General features: G+C 37.1%; 11 protein-coding genes and 1 pseudogene. 1 reads left to right on the forward strand and 11 read right to left on the reverse strand.

What is annotated here, in order from left to right:
* Positions 1-36: 36 nt before the first annotated feature.
* The 11 genes and pseudogenes from JHK62_RS03880 to JHK62_RS03925 form a co-directional block, all read right to left on the reverse strand.
* Positions 37-945, reverse strand: coding sequence for a dihydroorotate dehydrogenase (locus tag JHK62_RS03880; RefSeq protein ID WP_199575377.1), 909 nt, complete (start codon positions 943-945; stop codon positions 37-39).
* A complete protein-coding gene (locus JHK62_RS03885; RefSeq protein WP_246447883.1) occupies positions 942-1745 on the reverse strand; it encodes a dihydroorotate dehydrogenase electron transfer subunit in 804 nt (267 codons plus the stop codon). The genes JHK62_RS03880 and JHK62_RS03885 overlap by 4 nt, the downstream gene beginning before the upstream one ends.
* 94 nt (positions 1746-1839) lie before the next feature.
* Positions 1840-2025, reverse strand: coding sequence for a hypothetical protein (locus tag JHK62_RS03890; RefSeq protein ID WP_199575379.1), 186 nt, complete (start codon positions 2023-2025; stop codon positions 1840-1842).
* Positions 2026-2167: 142 nt separating this feature from the next.
* Complete coding sequence (locus JHK62_RS03895) at positions 2168-3379, reverse strand: DUF6287 domain-containing protein (protein WP_213087399.1); 1212 nt, start codon at positions 3377-3379, stop codon at positions 2168-2170.
* Between the two features lie 245 nt (positions 3380-3624).
* Positions 3625-4299 carry an LPXTG cell wall anchor domain-containing protein gene (locus JHK62_RS07960; RefSeq protein ID WP_343044345.1) on the reverse strand — a complete coding sequence of 225 codons (675 nt, stop codon included), beginning with the start codon at positions 4297-4299 and terminating at the stop codon, positions 3625-3627.
* A gap of 1086 nt (positions 4300-5385) precedes the next feature.
* A pseudogene (locus tag JHK62_RS03900) lies at positions 5386-9801 on the reverse strand (S8 family serine peptidase); the annotation flags it as partial.
* A 213-nt stretch (positions 9802-10014) separates the two neighbouring features.
* On the reverse strand, positions 10015-11364 hold the full coding sequence (locus JHK62_RS03905; RefSeq protein ID WP_199575381.1) for a glucose-6-phosphate isomerase: 1350 nt from the start codon (positions 11362-11364) through the stop codon (positions 10015-10017).
* Positions 11365-11596: 232 nt separating this feature from the next.
* Entirely contained in the window at positions 11597-13186 is a 1590-nt protein-coding gene (locus JHK62_RS03910) for an Ig-like domain-containing protein (protein ID WP_199575382.1), read from the reverse strand.
* A 227-nt stretch (positions 13187-13413) separates the two neighbouring features.
* Positions 13414-14655, reverse strand: coding sequence for a S41 family peptidase (locus JHK62_RS03915; protein WP_199575383.1), 1242 nt, complete (start codon positions 14653-14655; stop codon positions 13414-13416).
* 66 nt (positions 14656-14721) lie between these two features.
* A complete protein-coding gene (locus JHK62_RS03920) occupies positions 14722-15249 on the reverse strand; it encodes a DUF2812 domain-containing protein (protein WP_199575384.1) in 528 nt (175 codons plus the stop codon).
* On the reverse strand, positions 15239-15565 hold the full coding sequence (locus tag JHK62_RS03925) for a PadR family transcriptional regulator (protein ID WP_199575463.1): 327 nt from the start codon (positions 15563-15565) through the stop codon (positions 15239-15241). Before JHK62_RS03925 ends, JHK62_RS03920 begins: the two co-directional genes overlap by 11 nt.
* A 186-nt stretch (positions 15566-15751) precedes the next feature.
* On the opposite strand from JHK62_RS03925, the gene JHK62_RS03930 reads away from it, so the two are divergent.
* Positions 15752-17191 carry an amidase gene (locus JHK62_RS03930; protein WP_199575385.1) on the forward strand — a complete coding sequence of 480 codons (1440 nt, stop codon included), beginning with the start codon at positions 15752-15754 and terminating at the stop codon, positions 17189-17191.
* The last annotated feature ends 10 nt before the right edge of the window (positions 17192-17201 follow it).

Genomic DNA, 17201 nt, shown 5'->3' on the forward strand with positions numbered 1-17201 from the left:
TTACCTCCTTTTAAAATTCATTTCATCATCGCTAGATTATAAAGCTGCACCAATAATATCTGATAGATTGGTAATATCTAGTTCTGCCATCTTGGTAGGCAATTCCTCAATAATTTCTTTACAGATATAAGGGTTAATTAGATTTGCTGACCCTATCTGAACTGCACTTGCACCCGCCATCATCATTTCAATCACATCATTGGTTGATGAGACACCACCAATACCGATAATTGGAAGCTGTGTTGATTGGGCCACCTGATAAACCATCCTAAGTGCAACCGGGAAAACAGCTGGACCTGAAAATCCTCCCATTTTATTGGCTATCACACAAGAGCGACTTTTAGTATCAATTCTCATTCCCAATAAGGTATTGATCAGACTTAAGCCATCAGCACCACCAGCCTCACAAGCCTTAGCAATTTCTGTAATATCAGTAACATTTGGACTAAGTTTAATGTAGATAGGTTTTGTGGTAACATCCTTAACGGCTTTTGTCACATCATAAACACTGTCAGGAGAAACGCCATAAGCCATCCCTCCGTTATGAACATTTGGACAACTAACATTGATTTCTAAAAGACTAACTTGGTCCTGCTTATCAAGCCTCTCAGCGCAATAAGTGTATTCTTCAATCGAAAAGCCACTAATATTAGCGATGAGTGGTTTATGATAATGTTTAGCGAGTTCCGGTAACTCTTTATTGATAACAGCTTCCACACCAGGATTTTGTAGACCAACAGAATTAATCAATCCCATCGGACATTCAGCGATGCGTGGTAAGGGATTACCAAAGCGTGCTTCTTTAGTTGTTCCCTTAAAAGAGATGGCCCCCAGAATATTAAGATCGTACAAATCAGCAAATTCTTTGCCGTAACCAAAGGTCCCACTTGCTGGAATAATGGGATTACTTAAGGTTATCCCACTTAAGGTAACTTCTGTATTCATTTTGTCACCTCCCATACCAGTTCAGATTTTTCAAAGACAGGCCCTTCTCTACAAATTCTCTTATAGCCTGTTTTTGTCTTTTTCGAGCAGCCCATACAAGCACCAAAACCACAGGCCATGCGTGCTTCCAAACTAAACTGACCATCAATGGTGTTTTGTGTTTGAAGAGACTGACTCCTTGTTGACATATCCTCACTAGCACCTTTAGGAGTTACTAATGAGAAGTCATGAATTGCTTTTAGCATTCCTTCTGGCCCACAACAACAGATATAATCAAATGTTAGATTGTTTAAAACATCAGTGACAAAGCCTTTGATGCCTTGACTACCATCAACTGTCGTAACAAGTGGTTCAATCCCTAGTTCTTGAAAAAGAGTCAATCCAAAAACGTCTTCTTTACTGTTAAATCCTAGCAATACTTGAGGTTTTTTACCCGCTGCAATCATCTGTCTAGCAAGAGCAACCAAGGGAGGAACCCCAACACCACCTCCACACAGAACTGTGTTAGACGTGGTTTTACTCACATCAAAACCAGTCCCAAGCGGTAAGAGCAATTCCAATTCTTCTCCAATTGCTAACTGAGAGAGCTTGTTTGTTCCTTCTCCTACCACCTTGTAAATGAGAAATAGACGACTCTTCTTTGCCTCATCATCAATTGTCCAATCAGAGATGGAAATGGGACGACGTAGGTAAAAACCTGGAATCTGAAGATTAACAAATTGACCTGGAGCACTGATTTGACTAACATCACCAGATAGTTCTAATTGAAAGACATCTTTTGCAATCCTATTATGTTTCATAATAGTAAATCGTTCTCTTTGCATGACAATCCTTTCATTTCAATATGCGATTATAATGACTTTTTGGACATAAAAAAACCAGTAATGCTAATGGCTAAAGTGCCAAAGCAGAACTGGTAACAGTAAAATTATCAAAAATAAAAATAGAAAAGCAAAAAGCTTTAAATAACTGGTACTGCATTTGTACCAGTAAAACGAATGATTTGAAAATAGAAAAGAGACGACCATGACCAAAAGCTGAACTATCAAAGATAATTGTTTGCTTTAAGTGATTAAACATTCGCCTCTCCTTTACTTTTATTCTATTTTTTTATCTTTCCTATCTTAGCATACGAACAATGACTTGTCAATAAAAATTTAAATTTTTTTGGGGGAAAATAATTAATTTTATCAACTCACTTTTCAATCTGCCACTAAAGGTTTTACTCACTATAATAATAGCTATCTGCCGAGTAATTTCCTCCTTGTTGCGAGATTATCAGGCGAGGACGACTAGTATCACTTTGATCCCCATCAGGGTTTTTAAAACCAATTTTATATAACCCAAGTGCTGCCCCTGTATATCCATAACTAATGCTTGCATATGGTACTTTACTGATTTCACCCGAATTTTGAACAGCATATAATTGTGCATCATCATTAAGTGAACCATCCTCGTATATCACAAGAGTATTGCCTTTGCCATTTTTCCAAGTTCCCACTAGAGAAGAGAAATCTCCATTATTAATAGCCTCGATATCTAAATCTTTTTCTTGCGTTTGATAGGCTTTCCACCAATCTTTTTCAAGATACTCTAATAGATTAAGACTGCCATCAACACCTTCCATAAAGGCACGTCTTTCTTGACTGACAATGCCATCTGGCCCTTTTATCTTTGGTGGCACAAGTAACAAGGTCATTTCGGCATTGTTTGCTCCTGTATTAGTACCGTACAAGTGAACGACATAATAACCATCTTTTTTAGTCGGTAAATTAGAAGGACTGATGGCAAAATTCCCGTGGGATAAAATACCATTCCAATACCCATCTTTTTTAATGGTAGGAAACACCGTAGTTCTGTCATTAAAATAATCATCAGGAGTATAGCCACCATAGGTAAAGCCTGAATCTGCTACAATTCTATTAAACGCATCAGTAGAAAAATGTCCCTCAAATGGTGTTAAATCACCCTGCAAAACAAGGTCATAATTTTCTAGTTCACTAGGTTCTTTTTTAGTGAATACCATTTGATGACTAGGATTACCATCGGTCATCGTTATTTTGATATCAGTTTTGCTTTTATACTCGACAATAATTGTAAAGCCTAAATAGCCATCTGATTTTGTCATTGGTGTTTCTGATTTACTCATTTCATCAGATTTTTCCCATTTTGTTTCAAAAATAGCAGAAACATCACCATCTAATGTTGAATAAGCTATCTCCCACTTATTTTCATTTAATGATTTAAGAGTTGCACTCTCTCCTGAGGTTGCATAAAACGTTCCAGATAAGTCGATCGTTTTTGACTTATCACTTGATTTTACCTGCGTTGTTTGACTCTCTTTACTAGTAGCTTTTTGATTTTTTTGAGTGTTTGTGCATCCTGATACCAAAAGTAAAATGATAACAGTGTAACTAATTAATCGATATTTCATTTTTTTCTCATTTAGTTTACAAATGACCTATTATGTTGATCATGGTTAAATCTAATATCAGTAGTATTATGTATTAGTTTATATTTTTATTATATAACAAACTTTTTTCTAGTGCCACTAGGTAAAAAATATTTAAGATTAACATAATAAAAAACACTCTAACAGAAAGACTTAAATGTCTATCTATCAGAGTGTTTTTTTATACCTTTTAGATATTAGTCAAACTATCATCTACTCAAGGTTTATTAATTTTTTCTTCTACGATAAGATGTTGCTATTCCCAATCCTCCAACTACTAGACTTAAGCCCAACAGTGCTGATGTGGTATCTGCATCTCCTGTTTTAGGAAGTGTTTTACCATCTTTAGCAGTTGTAGAAGCTGATGCTTGAGTTGAAGAAGGGGCATCTTGTTTAGTATTTACTGCCAATGGCGTTGGTTGGTTGTCTGTTGTTGAAACAGTCTCTTTCTTATACACCAATCCATAATCACTAAAGTGTTTAGCGACAAAAACAACAGCTTGATGTAACTGACCACTCTCATCTCTATAGTTAGTTGATGTAAACTCTAGTGACTCTTCAGTAGACGTATTTGGTAAATAAACAACACGTGCTACTTCTTTTCCGTCATCAACTGGTAAGATAACAAGAGTATCTTTGGTCGGCTGAAGACTATTTCCGTCTTTGTCTAATAAAATAATATCAAACAAGTCATAATCTTCTGATGCTAAGACACTTGGAGTTTGTGCATCCGAAGTCTCCTTATGAGTAATTTTGATACCAACAATGGAGGCTAGCTCTCCTTCTTCAAGAATAACACTAACACCATTAGTAGAATCGATAAGAGTTTTCGAAGAAGTCAGTACCTCTTTTTCACTTGATTGATTTGGCGTTGGAACAGTAGTTGAACCCTTATCAATCATTTCACCTTCAAAAGCTGGTTTATCATCTGCAGTAGGCGCTACCTCTGGTACCTTTGTCTCTGCAACAAAGTCGGAAACTGGGAGCTCATGGCTTGGAGCTTTATCCGGTAACTGAGTTTCTGGAACAAAATCGGAAACTGGTAACTCATGACTTGGCGCTTTGTCCGGCACCTTAGTGTCCGGATCAAATCCGGAAACTGGCAGCTCATGACTTGGCGCTTTGTCCGGTACCTTAGTCTCTGCAACAAAATCAGAAACTGGGAGCTCATGGCTTGGCGCTTTGTCCGGTACCTTAGTCTCTGCAACAAAGTCGGAAACTGGTAACTCATAACTTGGCGCTTTGTCCGGTACCTTAGTGTCTGGATCAAAGTCGGAAACTGGTAACTCATAACTTGGCGCTTTGTCCGGCACCTTAGTCTCTGGACTAAAGCTTGAAACTGGTAACTCATAACTTGGCGCTTTGTCCGGCACCTTAGTCTCTGCAACAAAGTCGGAAACTGGTAACTCATAACTTGGCGCTTTGTCCGGTACCTTAGTCTCTGCAACAAAGTCGGAAACTGGTAACTCATAACTTGGCGCTTTGTCCGGCACCTTAGTCTCTGGACTAAAGCTTGAAACTGGTAACTCATAACTTGGTGCTTTATCTGGCACCTTAGTCTCTGCAACAAAGTCGGAAACTGGGAGCTCATAACTTGGCGCTTTGTCTGGCACCTTAGTCTCTGCAACAAAGTCGGAAACTGGGAGCTCATAACTTGGCGCTTTGTCTGGCACCTTAGTCTCTGCAACAAAGTCGGAAACTGGGAGCTCATAACTTGGCGCTTTATCTGGCACCTTAGTCTCTGGATCAAAGTCGGAAACTGGTAACTCATAACTTGGCGCTTTGTCCGGTACCTTAGTCTCTGCAACAAAGTCGGAAACTGGTAACTCATAACTTGGCGCTTTGTCTGGCACCTTAGTCTCTGCAACAAAGTCGGAAACTGGTAACTCATAACTTGGCGCTTTGTCCGGTACCTTAGTCTCTGCAACAAAATCAGAAACTGGTAACTCATAACTTGGGGCTTTATCTGGTACCTTGATTTCTCTTATTTCTTGTCCATCTAAGCTATCAGCAGCTGCTTTAAGACGATTAAAGAGGGTATCTACTTGTTCTTGACTGGCTTTATCATTTGCTAAGAGAACTTTTGCTTCTTGTAATAATTGATCATAAGCTTCTTTTTTGTCTTTGCTAGCATTTTGATATTTCACTGATGTTTGTTTAAAGTCAGGTGCCTTTGAAACCAAATCACTTAGATTTGACTTATTTGTCTCTTGTCCAGTTAGCTGTTCCCTAGCATTGGCTAGACTTTCTAAGGCGGCATTCACTTCAACTTGAGTGACTCTCATTTTTTGCAGTGTTTGTTTTGCAATCGCTAGCTGCTTATCATAGTTTTCTTTTGTTGCTGAACTTGAATTAACATAAAGAGCACTATCTTTAACGTCTGTTTCTTTTGAAACTTCTTCTGATAACGCTACAAGAGTTGTTTCTTGTCCATTTAAGGCTTGTTGAGCAGTTTGTAATTCTTTAACTGCTTGGTTAATATCAGATTGGGGAGCCTTGTTTTTCAATAACTCTTGTGCTTTTCCAAGACTTAGCAAGTAAGCTTTTCTTAATGCTTCACTAGCATTGTAGAAAGTAGCAGTCAAAGGCACATCAGTTTGATTATTGACAACTTCAATTAAAGGATTTTTGTTAATGAGAGTAAGTTTTGTAATGTTTACTTCATCTTCAATAACAGGAACTGTTAAAGTTGCTAAATCTTCTAAAACTTCATAGCCTGCTGGTAGGGTTAGAGCTAAACGATAATCCCCTGTCGGCACATACTTACCATAGTCTGAACGTGAATAAGTTGAGTTTGGTAATACAATACTTGTTGTTTCACCACTTGTTAGACGTACTTCAGAACCTGTTGGTAACTCTTTGTCAAAATCAATCAGAAGAGATGCTTTTGATAACACTTTTACTTTGAAAATAGCATCTTTAACACTCTCTTTTTCAGAGATAGTAAGGGTGACACTTCTATCACTGACTAACTGTGCTCGTTCCTCATCATAAACGAATAAATCAACAGTATAGGTACCAAATGGTAATTTAACAAGATTTAAATCTCCTTTATGATATTGTTTTTTCACTTGACGACCACTTGAGTCTCTGATTGAGTAGGTAACATCAACTGAGACTTCACTATTTAGTTCCTCACTAAATACTTTGATAGCAATTAAACCATTATCATTTCCAATACTGATTAAATCAGACAAGGTAGAGATGGCACGGTTACCGGCGTAATCTTCAACGACATAGTAGGCATGAGAAAAATCAGTCAACTCTTTTGGTAGTATAAAACTACCGTCTTTTTGTTGTTCAACAGGTATCTTATTATCTAAGACGATAAAGCCTTCTTCGCCTTGTTTTCTATAGCTTTCGTTATAGTGACCATATTGATCAGCAAGAAGATAAAAGAGGCGTTCTCTATAGATACCAGACTCACCGTGCTCCAGAGCTGGACGACCTTTAAAGACTCTGCTAGCTTTATCATAAGTTGCTGTTGTTATAGTTGGTGCTTGTCTATCAAGGATAATATCAAATGCCATTTCCTGTTTTTTACCACCAGGAACATCAGAATAGTAAGACAAGACATATTGATATTTGCCGTCTGCTACAGGTAAACCATCAGAGTTTGTCCCATCCCACTCAGTTTCAACCAGTAAGGTAGAAAGAGAATTTCTAGGATTACCACTATAGTAGTTCTTATTACCGTTTTGGGCTGAACTTGTCCAAATAGGTGTTCTTCTTTCTTTGTCATCATAATGATACACTTTAGCACGTAAGTTATTATAGTTACGTAAGAACACACCCTTAAAGGCAAATGAATCTTGATTTTGGTCATCATTAGGTGAGATGGCTAAATGTGGCTTACCACTGTCATCTAATTTCAGAATAAAGGCACCGTCGTCAGATTGGTAAGTTCCTAACACTTTTATATCAACTGCTGTTGTTTCTCCTGTAGTAACAAGAGTATCTGATGTGGTTGTTACAAGTGCTGTGTAATTTTCAGAGCTAGGAATTTCTAAAGACTCCTGTGGACTGAAATAAAAACCATCTTCATCATTGGCAATTATATCGTAAATAGGTTTTTCGATAACCTCAAGATTTTGGAATTCACCGTTGAAACCAACATAAGGAATACTGACAACTTCACCACCATCAGTAATATCTGTAAATCTGACATAACCTTCTAAGAAATACCCGTTTGGCATTAGAGTACGTAAAGGTCCATCAAATAACGAGGCATCGATATCAATAGTAATTGTTTTTGTTTTGTGGGCTTCAACACGAACTCTTTGACCTGGTACACTTTGTATTTGTAGAGGTAATAAGGTAACTAAGCCTTCATTGACCAAATCAGTATTAAGATAAGTTGTATAATCTAATTCCTTATCTGTATCACCAATATTATGCAAAGTCACATCAAATGTTATTCTATTTTTGACATTACCAAGAGTGATACTACCATCTTTGTCTCCATTGCCTGTCAAATAAAGATTCGTTTGAATGGCTGCTGCAACATCAATAATACCTGCCCCTTGTTGTCTTGGTGATGTGTAGGCATTTGTAATTTTATTAAAATGAGGTCTAGCAGTACTCATCAAGAGAAGTTTGACATTTTTAGCCACTTCATCAGGAGTCATTTCTGGATGCTCTTTTAACAAATATTGCTTCACTAAAGCTGCTGCTCCAGCAACATGTGGAGAAGCCATACTTGTTCCACTCATCATAGCATACTCATTATCGTTGATAGAAGAGTAAATAGCGCCTCCTGGTGCAGCTAAATCAGGTTTTAATTCGCCATCAGCAGTTAAGCCCCAACTTGAGAAATTAGATAAGCTTTCTGCCTCTGGATTAGCTTCTTTTGCCTTTAAATTATTAAAAATTAATTTGTAATGATGCTTAGCCAACTCATCACCAAATTCTTTTTGAATAAAGAGAGAAGGAATGACATAAGCTGACTCTTCAATACTCATCACAAGATTTGCTTCTCCTGGACGATTATTATAAATCATAGCACCAACTGCACCATGTTTAGCAGCTGTAACAATTTTTTCTGTAAAGGTAAACTCGCCACGTTCAATTAAGGCAATTTTCCCTTTGAGATTTTTGCCAGCATAATTTTCTTCTCTACCAAGACCGACATGTTCATAGTCGTATTCTTTACCTATTTGCAGTGTTTTTTTGCTAAGTTGTGGATCTGCATAGGTCACAAGTCCATTATTGAATTGGCTGTTGTTTTCTAATTCTTTGACTTTAAACACTGGACTAATAACTGTTGAATTGTTGTAAGAAGCAACAGAAATTGTTCCTTTAGCTGTTGAAGGACTACCAACAAGACCATAATCAGGATATAGTGCAGATGGTTGTGAAGCACCACTACCAAATGTCCCATCATTACCAGCTGCCATAACAACTGTTACCCCAGCTTTTCTTGCTTCTTCTATCGCTTTAATCACTCGAAAATCAGAATTAATGAGAGACCCATTAGCACTTCCCAAACTAAGATTGATACTGTCAGCACCTAATCTCACAGAGTCCTCTATCGCTTTAACATATAAAGCCGGTCCAGTTCCTCTTCTTTCATCAGAAAAGACTCGCATAAACATCACTTGGGCTTCTGGGGCTACACCTGTGATTAACTCGCCGATGTTTTCCTTTTTAGGATTTCCTGCAGCAATCCCTGTGACATGCGTTCCATGAGAATCTTTTTCTGATTCTTTTAACTGATCGTTATTATCAACGTAATTATGACCAAAAATGACTTTATTGCTATACCATTTCCCGTAGTCAATACCTGCTTTTACTTTGGCATCAGTCATTTCTGCTTCTGACTTATATTTTGCTTTTGTTAAATCAGTTAATTGCAAAACATCATGGTCAATATCAAGACCTGAGTCTATGATGGAAACCACTGTTCCCTCACCTTTATAACCACTATTCCAGACCTTAGGGACTGTAATAATGGTATTACTATCAATATTTTGAGGAGTTTCTTGTGTTTTATTAGCTGCTAAAGGAGTAGATTCTTTGCTCGTTTGATCGGTAGCTACGGGAGTTACTTCTGGTTGATCTGATGAAGTTTCCTCAGAAGTTTCAGTTTTTTCAACAAGAGCTACTTCACTTTCAACATCACTAGGAATTTCTATTATCTCAGCAGTTTCTTTCTCACTATCACTAGCTGGCATAGTCTCTGCCACTTGAGAGGCTTGCGTGTGACCTAAATCAAGCTCATTTGTTGGGCTTGTTTTTTCTAGCTGAACGACTTCTTCTGTAGTAGTTGCTATCTCAGATGGACTTTTTGTGTGTGAATCAGCAGCAACCGTTCCAGCGCCACTAACGAAAAATATAGTTCCTAATAAAATCGAAACAGCACCGACTTTGTATTTACGAATTGAAAAACGTTGTTTTAATTTCATAAATCTCTCCTTTTTCCTTAAATGTCTATGGAAATATTAAACCATAAATTATCAGAAATTTCTATAATTTTCTGAATTTTATTTTTATCATTCCATTAATTTGATTTTTTAGTTTATTTAAAAAGCTCTATTAAATGATTTATTGACACTATTACAACACTCATCCTATTTTGACAACACAAAAAGTCGTTAGCTGGCTAACGACTTTTTAGATTATAAACGAGCATTTAGTTCTTTACTTAATTCTTCAAAACCTGGTTTTCCTAAAAGAGCAAACATGTTTTTCTTATAGGCTTCTACTCCTGGTTGGTCAAATGGATTCACACCATTAAGGTAACCTGATAAACCAATGGCTAGCTCAAAGAAGTAGATAAGATAACCAAGGGTAAATTCGTCTTGTTGAGGCAATGTAATGTACATATTTGGCACACCACCATCTGTGTGGGCAAGAAGTACACCATCCGTTGCTTTTTTGTTAACAAAGTCAACATCTTTGCCTTGCAAGTAGCCAAGACCATCTAAGTCTTCAGCTAGTTCTGGAATAGTAACGTTACGACGTGGTTTTTCAACACGGATAACTGTTTCAAACAAGTTGCGATAACCTTCTTGGATGTACTGACCAAGTGAGTGAAGATCGGTTGAGAAGTTAGCTGAGGAAGGGTAAATCCCTTTGTTATCTTTTCCTTCTGACTCACCGGCTAATTGTTTCCACCACTCTGCAAAATATTGAAGAGATGGTTCATAGTTAGCTAAAATTTCTGTGATATAGCCTTTTCTATATAGAACATTTCTAATCGCAGCATATTGGTAAGCTTCATTTTCTTCTAATTTATCTGAAGCGTAGTCGAGACGGGCTTTTGCAGCACCATCCATCAAAGCTTTAATGTCTGCACCACTTGCTGCAATTGGTAGTAGGCCAACAGGTGTCAGCACTGAAAAACGTCCACCAACATTATCTGGGACTACAAATGTTTCCCAATTGTTTGCATCTGCTTCAACCTTGACTGCTCCTTTGACACGATCTGTTGTTGCATAAATGCGCTTATTAGCTTCTTCTTTGCCATATTTTTTAACTAATAATTCTTTAAAGACACGAAAAGCAATAGCAGGTTCTGTTGTTGTCCCTGATTTAGAAATAACATTAACCGAAAAATCTTTATCAGCGACATAATCCACTAAATCTGCTAGATAATTGGCTGAAATAGAATTTCCCGCATAAAGGATTTGTGGTGCTTTTCTTTCTTCTTTTGATTGGAGATTAACAAATGAAGAACTGAGGAAATCAATCACAGCACGCGCTCCAAGATAAGAACCACCAATACCAATAACGACTAACACATCACTATCTGATTGGATTTTTTTAGCGGCCTTTTGAATACGATCAAATTCTTCTTTGTCATAATTATCTGGAAGATCAATCCAGCCAAGAAAATCTGAACCCGGACCTTTTCCTTCACGTAATAATTGGTCTGCTACAGTGATATAAGGTTGCATCATGTCTATTTCATGTTGCTCAATAAATTGATCTAATGTTTTTGAATAATTAAATGTGATTTGCTTCATTGTCTTTCCTACTCCTTCTATTTGTGTTCCTTTACTATACTACCTTTTTATCCCCTTTTTTTCAATTGTTTTGAAAAATAATCTTTATTAGAAGTAGTTTTTTAATCGTCTCATATTTTATTAATGACAGCATTTTTAATTGAAATTTTCAAAAAGGTTTAGGACTAAAATTAATCCTAAACCTTTTAAAATGTCGTTTTATCCTTCCATAAAGCAAAGGAGCATTACTACATTAATTGTTTCTTTTTTTAAGTCTTCCTAAAGTTATCATTACAACTAGAACGAACCCGATAAATACTGGTTGATAGTCAGTGGCGTCACCTGTTTTAGGAAGTGTTTTTTTCTCATTCTTTTGCTCTTGGTTTTTTTGGTCTAACTTTGGTTTATCTTTTGATTCTGGTTTTTTCTTATCGGTAATTTCACCTTTAGGCAAGTCATAACTTGGAGCATTATCTGGAATCTTAAACTGGCCTGGTACTATGATAGTAGCCATTGGACCTACTTCGCCAAAGGTATTAGTGATATAGGCTGTGACAGTGGCACCCGGCTTAACTTCTAACATTTGACCATTATCTAGAAGAGATTGTGTTACCTCATAATCTTTACCGTCAATGGTTAACATATCACCAACTGCTGTACCTGTAGGTGCTTTAACAGTTACGGTCACAGTGCCATCTGAGCCTACTTCGTCTTGACTGTAAACACCATCAGAGCCTGGATCTTCATTAGACATTATCGGTGCTTCTGGTATAGGCGCCAACGTATAAGATTTTGTGGCCATCACGGTCCCTTGATTACCTACTGTATTAGTTGCTAGTATAGAAGCATCAATGATTTTATCGCTATCTGCTACTAAATCAGAACCTTTAACGGCGATGCTAAAGTTGCCTTTATCATCCACTTGACCTTGGTAATAAACATCATTGATAGTAAGAGAAATGTAATCACCTGCCATAAATACGCCACTAGCTTGACCAGTAATCACAATATCTGCTTGAGCTTCTTTACTAGTCACGATATTATCCATTGTAACATCGTTAATCATTAGTTGTGTGGTCGAATTATTTGGTCGTGAAGTGTCATATGGAGCAGCTGTACCTACCGCTACTTGTCCTTCATTGCCTGCTTTATCAATGATGTAGGCAGAAATGGTAGTAGCTGGAGCCACTTCTACTTCTTGACCATTTTGAAGAATCTCTTGAGTAATCGTATAAGAAGTACCATTAATCATTAAAATATCGCCAACTTCTGTACCAGTTGGGACTTTAACCGTTGCAGTAATAGTGCCGTCAGGACCAACTTCTGCGTGATTATAAACACCGTCAGCGCCTGGATCTTCAAAAGAGATAGTAGGTGCAAGGGGTGCTATCGTGTCAACAACAAACTGGACGAGGTTACTACTTCCTTGAGTACCGTCAACACCATTATAATAGCTACCAGACAATAACGTAATTTTCCCTTCCCCGCTATAATCATAGATAGGAACAATATTTGCTGTCCAGGTCTTTCCACCATCAACAGAAGAAAGATTATTGAGAGAAACGCCCATCGTTTTAAAGTCAGATGGTTCTAGACCAACAACTTTGTCAGTAAAAGTGATGTGAAGAGTTGTTTTCTCTCCAATGGATAGCATAGTATCATCAAGTGAAAATTGTTCAAATGTTGTTTCAGCATGAACAGTCATCGGTTCACCGATGATTGGTGCGTTTGGTGAGAAAGCAGAAATGATTAGAGTAACTAAAACAGTGACTAAGCCAATAAGACAGTTTTTGAATATAGATTTATGAAGACCACTAGGCCTTGAATGACTAAATGTTTTCATGTGTTCTATCCTCCTCTTATTCCATAACAAAACTTTATTAAAATATTCTAATAAATTATTACAAAATGATAGTTAACCCGTTTGTTTCTCCTCCTTTCTCACCCGTATTCTAGCATTTTGTCTTATAACTGTACAGTAATTATACAAGATTAAAAACTATTTTTATGCTAATTAAAACGGTTACAAACGAAAATTATTAAAATCTTATTTTTTGAGAATTTAGATGCTTATTTCAACAATTTCAAACAGTTTTCTAGGTCAATATCTTGAAAAAGATGTTGAGGGGTAAAAGGGATTAAAATATCTGGTTCAACCCCTTTATCTGTCATCCCTTGACCAGAATCGATGGCTAAACTTCTTGAAGTGGGAAATACCAATTGATAGTCACCTAGTAAAACCCTACAAACGTTAGAGTAATCCAAAATCCCCATGGTTGGTCGACCAAGAACAGTGACTTTTGGGAATTTTTTCATCATCTGAACAAAGTTATCACCCGAAGAAGCACAATAGACATCACTTAAAATAAAAATCTTTTCTGGCCATTTTAAGCCAGTCATTTCAGGAAAAACGGTATCATCGTTAAAAAGCACGAAGCCATCGTTTTGGTGACGAACCAATTCTTTTTTTAAACTTGCTATCAAGCGTTTTGTTTCTTCAGTCGTCGTTTCTTGTTCCAAAATAGCTTCAAATTGCTTGAGCCTTAAAGCTACATTACGCTTGGTATACAAGATTTCCATCTGATCATCATCAAAATTAATATCATCTAATTGTTTTCCTTCTGGTAGTGCGTATTTCAGCAAAGGAAAATATAAGGAATCTGTTCCACCATGATTAATCCTAACATCAATAATCAGTGCTTTAGCCTTTTCAATGGCTGATTGACTGTCTTGAAAGAGTTGACTAATGGCTGATTCATCATAAAAGTTTTCCATTTTTAGATAAACAATATCATCAGTCAGTTGCTTCCATTCAAAAACTCTATCGGTGATTGGTAGTTTCGTTTTTTCAACTAAAATCTTGTGAGGTTTACCATCTCTTTTAACAGTCACATGGCTAGCCCTAGTGATAAGGATGGCCCAGTCCATAAATTGTCGTTCGGGTGTTGGACTAACGAAAAAAGTCTTGTGCTTGTCATAGTAAGTAGTGATTGGTACATCGTCTACAGCAACAATGGCATCCCCTTTTTGGAGGTTGGTATCTTTATTTGCTGATAAAACGTATAAGACATCATCCATACGACGAAGCCTAAAACCATTAGGTTCTACTTTTTTGGGTCCAAAGTAGACATGACTCAAAACACCAAAACTCGCGATATAAGAATGCATGAGATAGAGAAAATCATCTTCAGACATCTCATCAGAAATCAAAGAACGGTAATCGTCTGGATTAGTGCCCTTGATATCCTTTTTCGTCGACGAATCTTCTCTCAAATAGCGAACGACTTCTTCAAAAATTTCTGTTTTTTTCATTTAACTTTTCCATAAACTTCTATATTAATGAGGGATCTGTTAAACTGGTTAAACCTTCCCATTGATTTAACCTCCTTTAATCTTCTTAACCAATTGTCGATATTTCAATAATTGTGTTCCTACAATCACTAAGGCTAGGATACAGACCATCAAGAGAAATTTATCAGCCCATGTTTGAAAGCCTGTCTTTACAAAAATGGCATAAGCTAAGAAGAGCAAAACAATCCCATAGATGGTTGGAAATTTGATGCTTTTTTTCGCACGATTTAATTTTGAAGTCGTATCACTAAATAAGGTCAAATCACCATCATTATCTTTTTTAGGCTTTCTAAAATAGTACCAATTGTTATACTTAAAAACATACTCCCAGCCATAATCTTGACACATAGCGATATAGTCTTCTTCATCGCTGGTTTGTTCTAAGATATCCAATTGATAGACATAGTCTTCTGGAGCTGTCTCTTCAAACACATAAGTATTAAGTCCTTTAATGTCAACAAAACGCCAACCGTTTTGATGCTGTTGTTCTAAAAAGCTTTCTTCTTCTAAAAAATCAACCATCGAAAAAAAGCGATGCATTTTTTTAATTGTCATGGTTATTCTCTCCTTTAATATTATGATACATTCTTTCAATCCGTTTCATCTCTATCTGCAAAATCTCTAGACCTAAAGGTGTAATCTGATAGAGTTTTCGTTTCCCTTGGGCTCTTGAAAAAGCGATAAGCCCATCACTCTCCATTTTCGATAAACTACCATACATGGTGCCTGCACTAATAATCACCTCATCTTTGGTCATTTCTCTAACCATTTGTGTAATATTATAACCATGTCTTTCTTCTTGTAGACAGTAAAGGATATAGAATCCCGTTTCTGTCATTGGTAGATAAATTCGTTTAAGACGTTCATCCATCATCCTACCTCCTTTAAATTATTTTATATCGTACTTCTATCTATATTATATCGAGGTGCGATATATTTGTCAAGAATTTTAAGAAAGATAGAAAAGCTGATTAATCTCTTTGCATCTTCCTTCGCTTTCTTTTATAATAAAATTGATATGACGACTCTCAAGAATCGACTAGAAAGCAGGAAAATCATGATAGATGCAACACAAATGGCACAAAACATTCGTTCCAAAGAAGTCAGTCCTTTAGAATTAGTCAAGGAAGTGATTCAAAAAACTGAAAATATTAACCCTAAGTTAAATGCCATTACCAGTCAACGCTATGAGAAAGCCTTGCATGAAGCTAAAACAAAAGATTTCTCAGACAAATTATTCGCCGGTGTCCCCATCTTTTTAAAGGATTTAGGACAAGAACAAGAAGGAGAACCGTCAACATCTGGCTCTAAACTTTTCAAAGACTACCGTGCTACAGTTTCTGATTATTATGTACAAAAACTTGAAGAACTCGGTTTTATAATTCTTGGGCGAACTAACACCCCCGAGTTTGGTTTTAAAAATATTTCAGATAGTGCCCTTCATGGTAGTGTTAATTTGCCTGATGACCTCTCAAGAAATGCTGGAGGGTCTTCTGGAGGGGCAGCTGCTTTAGTTGCTGCTGATGTTATTCCTCTAGCGCCTGCCAGTGATGGTGGTGGTTCTATCAGGATTCCTGCCTCTTTTAATGGTCTCATCGGCCTAAAACCCACAAGAGGTCGTATTCCTGTTGGTCCTAGTTCCTATCGCGGTTGGCAAGGAGCTTCTGTTCAATTTGCTCTAACTAAGACCGTCAGAGACACCAAAAACTTGCTACAAGGCTTACAAGTTTACCAGATCGAAAGTCCATTTCCTTTAAAAACACTGACTAAGGAGGATTTCCAACAAAAAAGCAAGAAACCACTGAAAATTGCTGTTCAACTTGAATCTTCGATTGGAGGTTTGGTCTCTTGGGATGCAAAACAAGCAGTGAAAAAAGCTGTTGCTTTTTTGGAGCAAGAAGGTCATCACATCACACTCATAGACAAGCCTATCATTGATGGGGTTGAAGCCATGCAGACTTATTATTTAATCACTTCTGTTGAAACAGCTGCTATGTTTGATAGAATTGAACATTTTTTAAAACGCCCTTTGACAACAGATGATATGGAAGTCATGTCTTGGGCCCTTTACCAGATGGGGAATAATGTTGCCGCAAAAGACTACACAAAAGCCATTTCTCAATGGGATCAATACAGTCGACTCATGGCTGAGTTCCACCAAGACTATGATTTACTGTTAACGCCAACGACAGCTGATGTGGCACCAAAGCATGAACAGTTGCTACTAACCAAGCAAGAACTGGAACATTTAAAACGTAGTCGCAACTTCTCCTTGGAGGAACAAAAAAAGGCTGTTTGGGAGATGTTTGCAAAAAGTTTAGACCTAACACCTTTTACCCAACAAGCTAATATGGCCGGTCAGCCAAGTATTAGCCTTCCTGTCTATAGAAACCAAGAAGGGTTAGCCCTTGGTGTTCAATTAATTGCAGCTAAAGGGCGTGAAGACTTACTGTTGTCGGTAGCAGAACTCTTCGAAAAAAAACAACAATTTTTATAAAAGAAAAATA

The sequence above is a fragment of the Streptococcus pacificus genome, assembly GCF_016481305.1.
In the GTDB taxonomy this organism is placed as follows: Bacteria; Bacillota; Bacilli; order Lactobacillales; family Streptococcaceae; genus Streptococcus; species Streptococcus pacificus.

Excerpts from the sequence above, each read along its gene's own strand:
- JHK62_RS03885 (WP_246447883.1), bottom strand. The coding sequence starts at position 1,745 with ATGAAACATAATAGGATTGCAAAAGATGTCTTTCAATTAGAACTATCT.
- JHK62_RS07960 (WP_343044345.1), bottom strand. The coding sequence starts at position 4,299 with ATGATTGATAAGGGTTCAACTACTGTTCCAACGCCAAATCAATCAAGT.
- JHK62_RS03895 (WP_213087399.1), bottom strand. The coding sequence starts at position 3,379 with ATGAAATATCGATTAATTAGTTACACTGTTATCATTTTACTTTTGGTA.
- JHK62_RS03890 (WP_199575379.1), bottom strand. The coding sequence starts at position 2,025 with ATGTTTAATCACTTAAAGCAAACAATTATCTTTGATAGTTCAGCTTTT.
- JHK62_RS03915 (WP_199575383.1), bottom strand. The coding sequence starts at position 14,655 with ATGAAAAAAACAGAAATTTTTGAAGAAGTCGTTCGCTATTTGAGAGAA.
- JHK62_RS03925 (WP_199575463.1), bottom strand. The coding sequence starts at position 15,565 with ATGGATGAACGTCTTAAACGAATTTATCTACCAATGACAGAAACGGGA.
- JHK62_RS03930 (WP_199575385.1), top strand. The coding sequence starts at position 15,752 with ATGATAGATGCAACACAAATGGCACAAAACATTCGTTCCAAAGAAGTC.
- JHK62_RS03910 (WP_199575382.1), bottom strand. The coding sequence starts at position 13,186 with ATGAAAACATTTAGTCATTCAAGGCCTAGTGGTCTTCATAAATCTATA.
- JHK62_RS03880 (WP_199575377.1), bottom strand. The coding sequence starts at position 945 with ATGAATACAGAAGTTACCTTAAGTGGGATAACCTTAAGTAATCCCATT.
- JHK62_RS03920 (WP_199575384.1), bottom strand. The coding sequence starts at position 15,249 with ATGACAATTAAAAAAATGCATCGCTTTTTTTCGATGGTTGATTTTTTA.
- JHK62_RS03905 (WP_199575381.1), bottom strand. The coding sequence starts at position 11,364 with ATGAAGCAAATCACATTTAATTATTCAAAAACATTAGATCAATTTATT.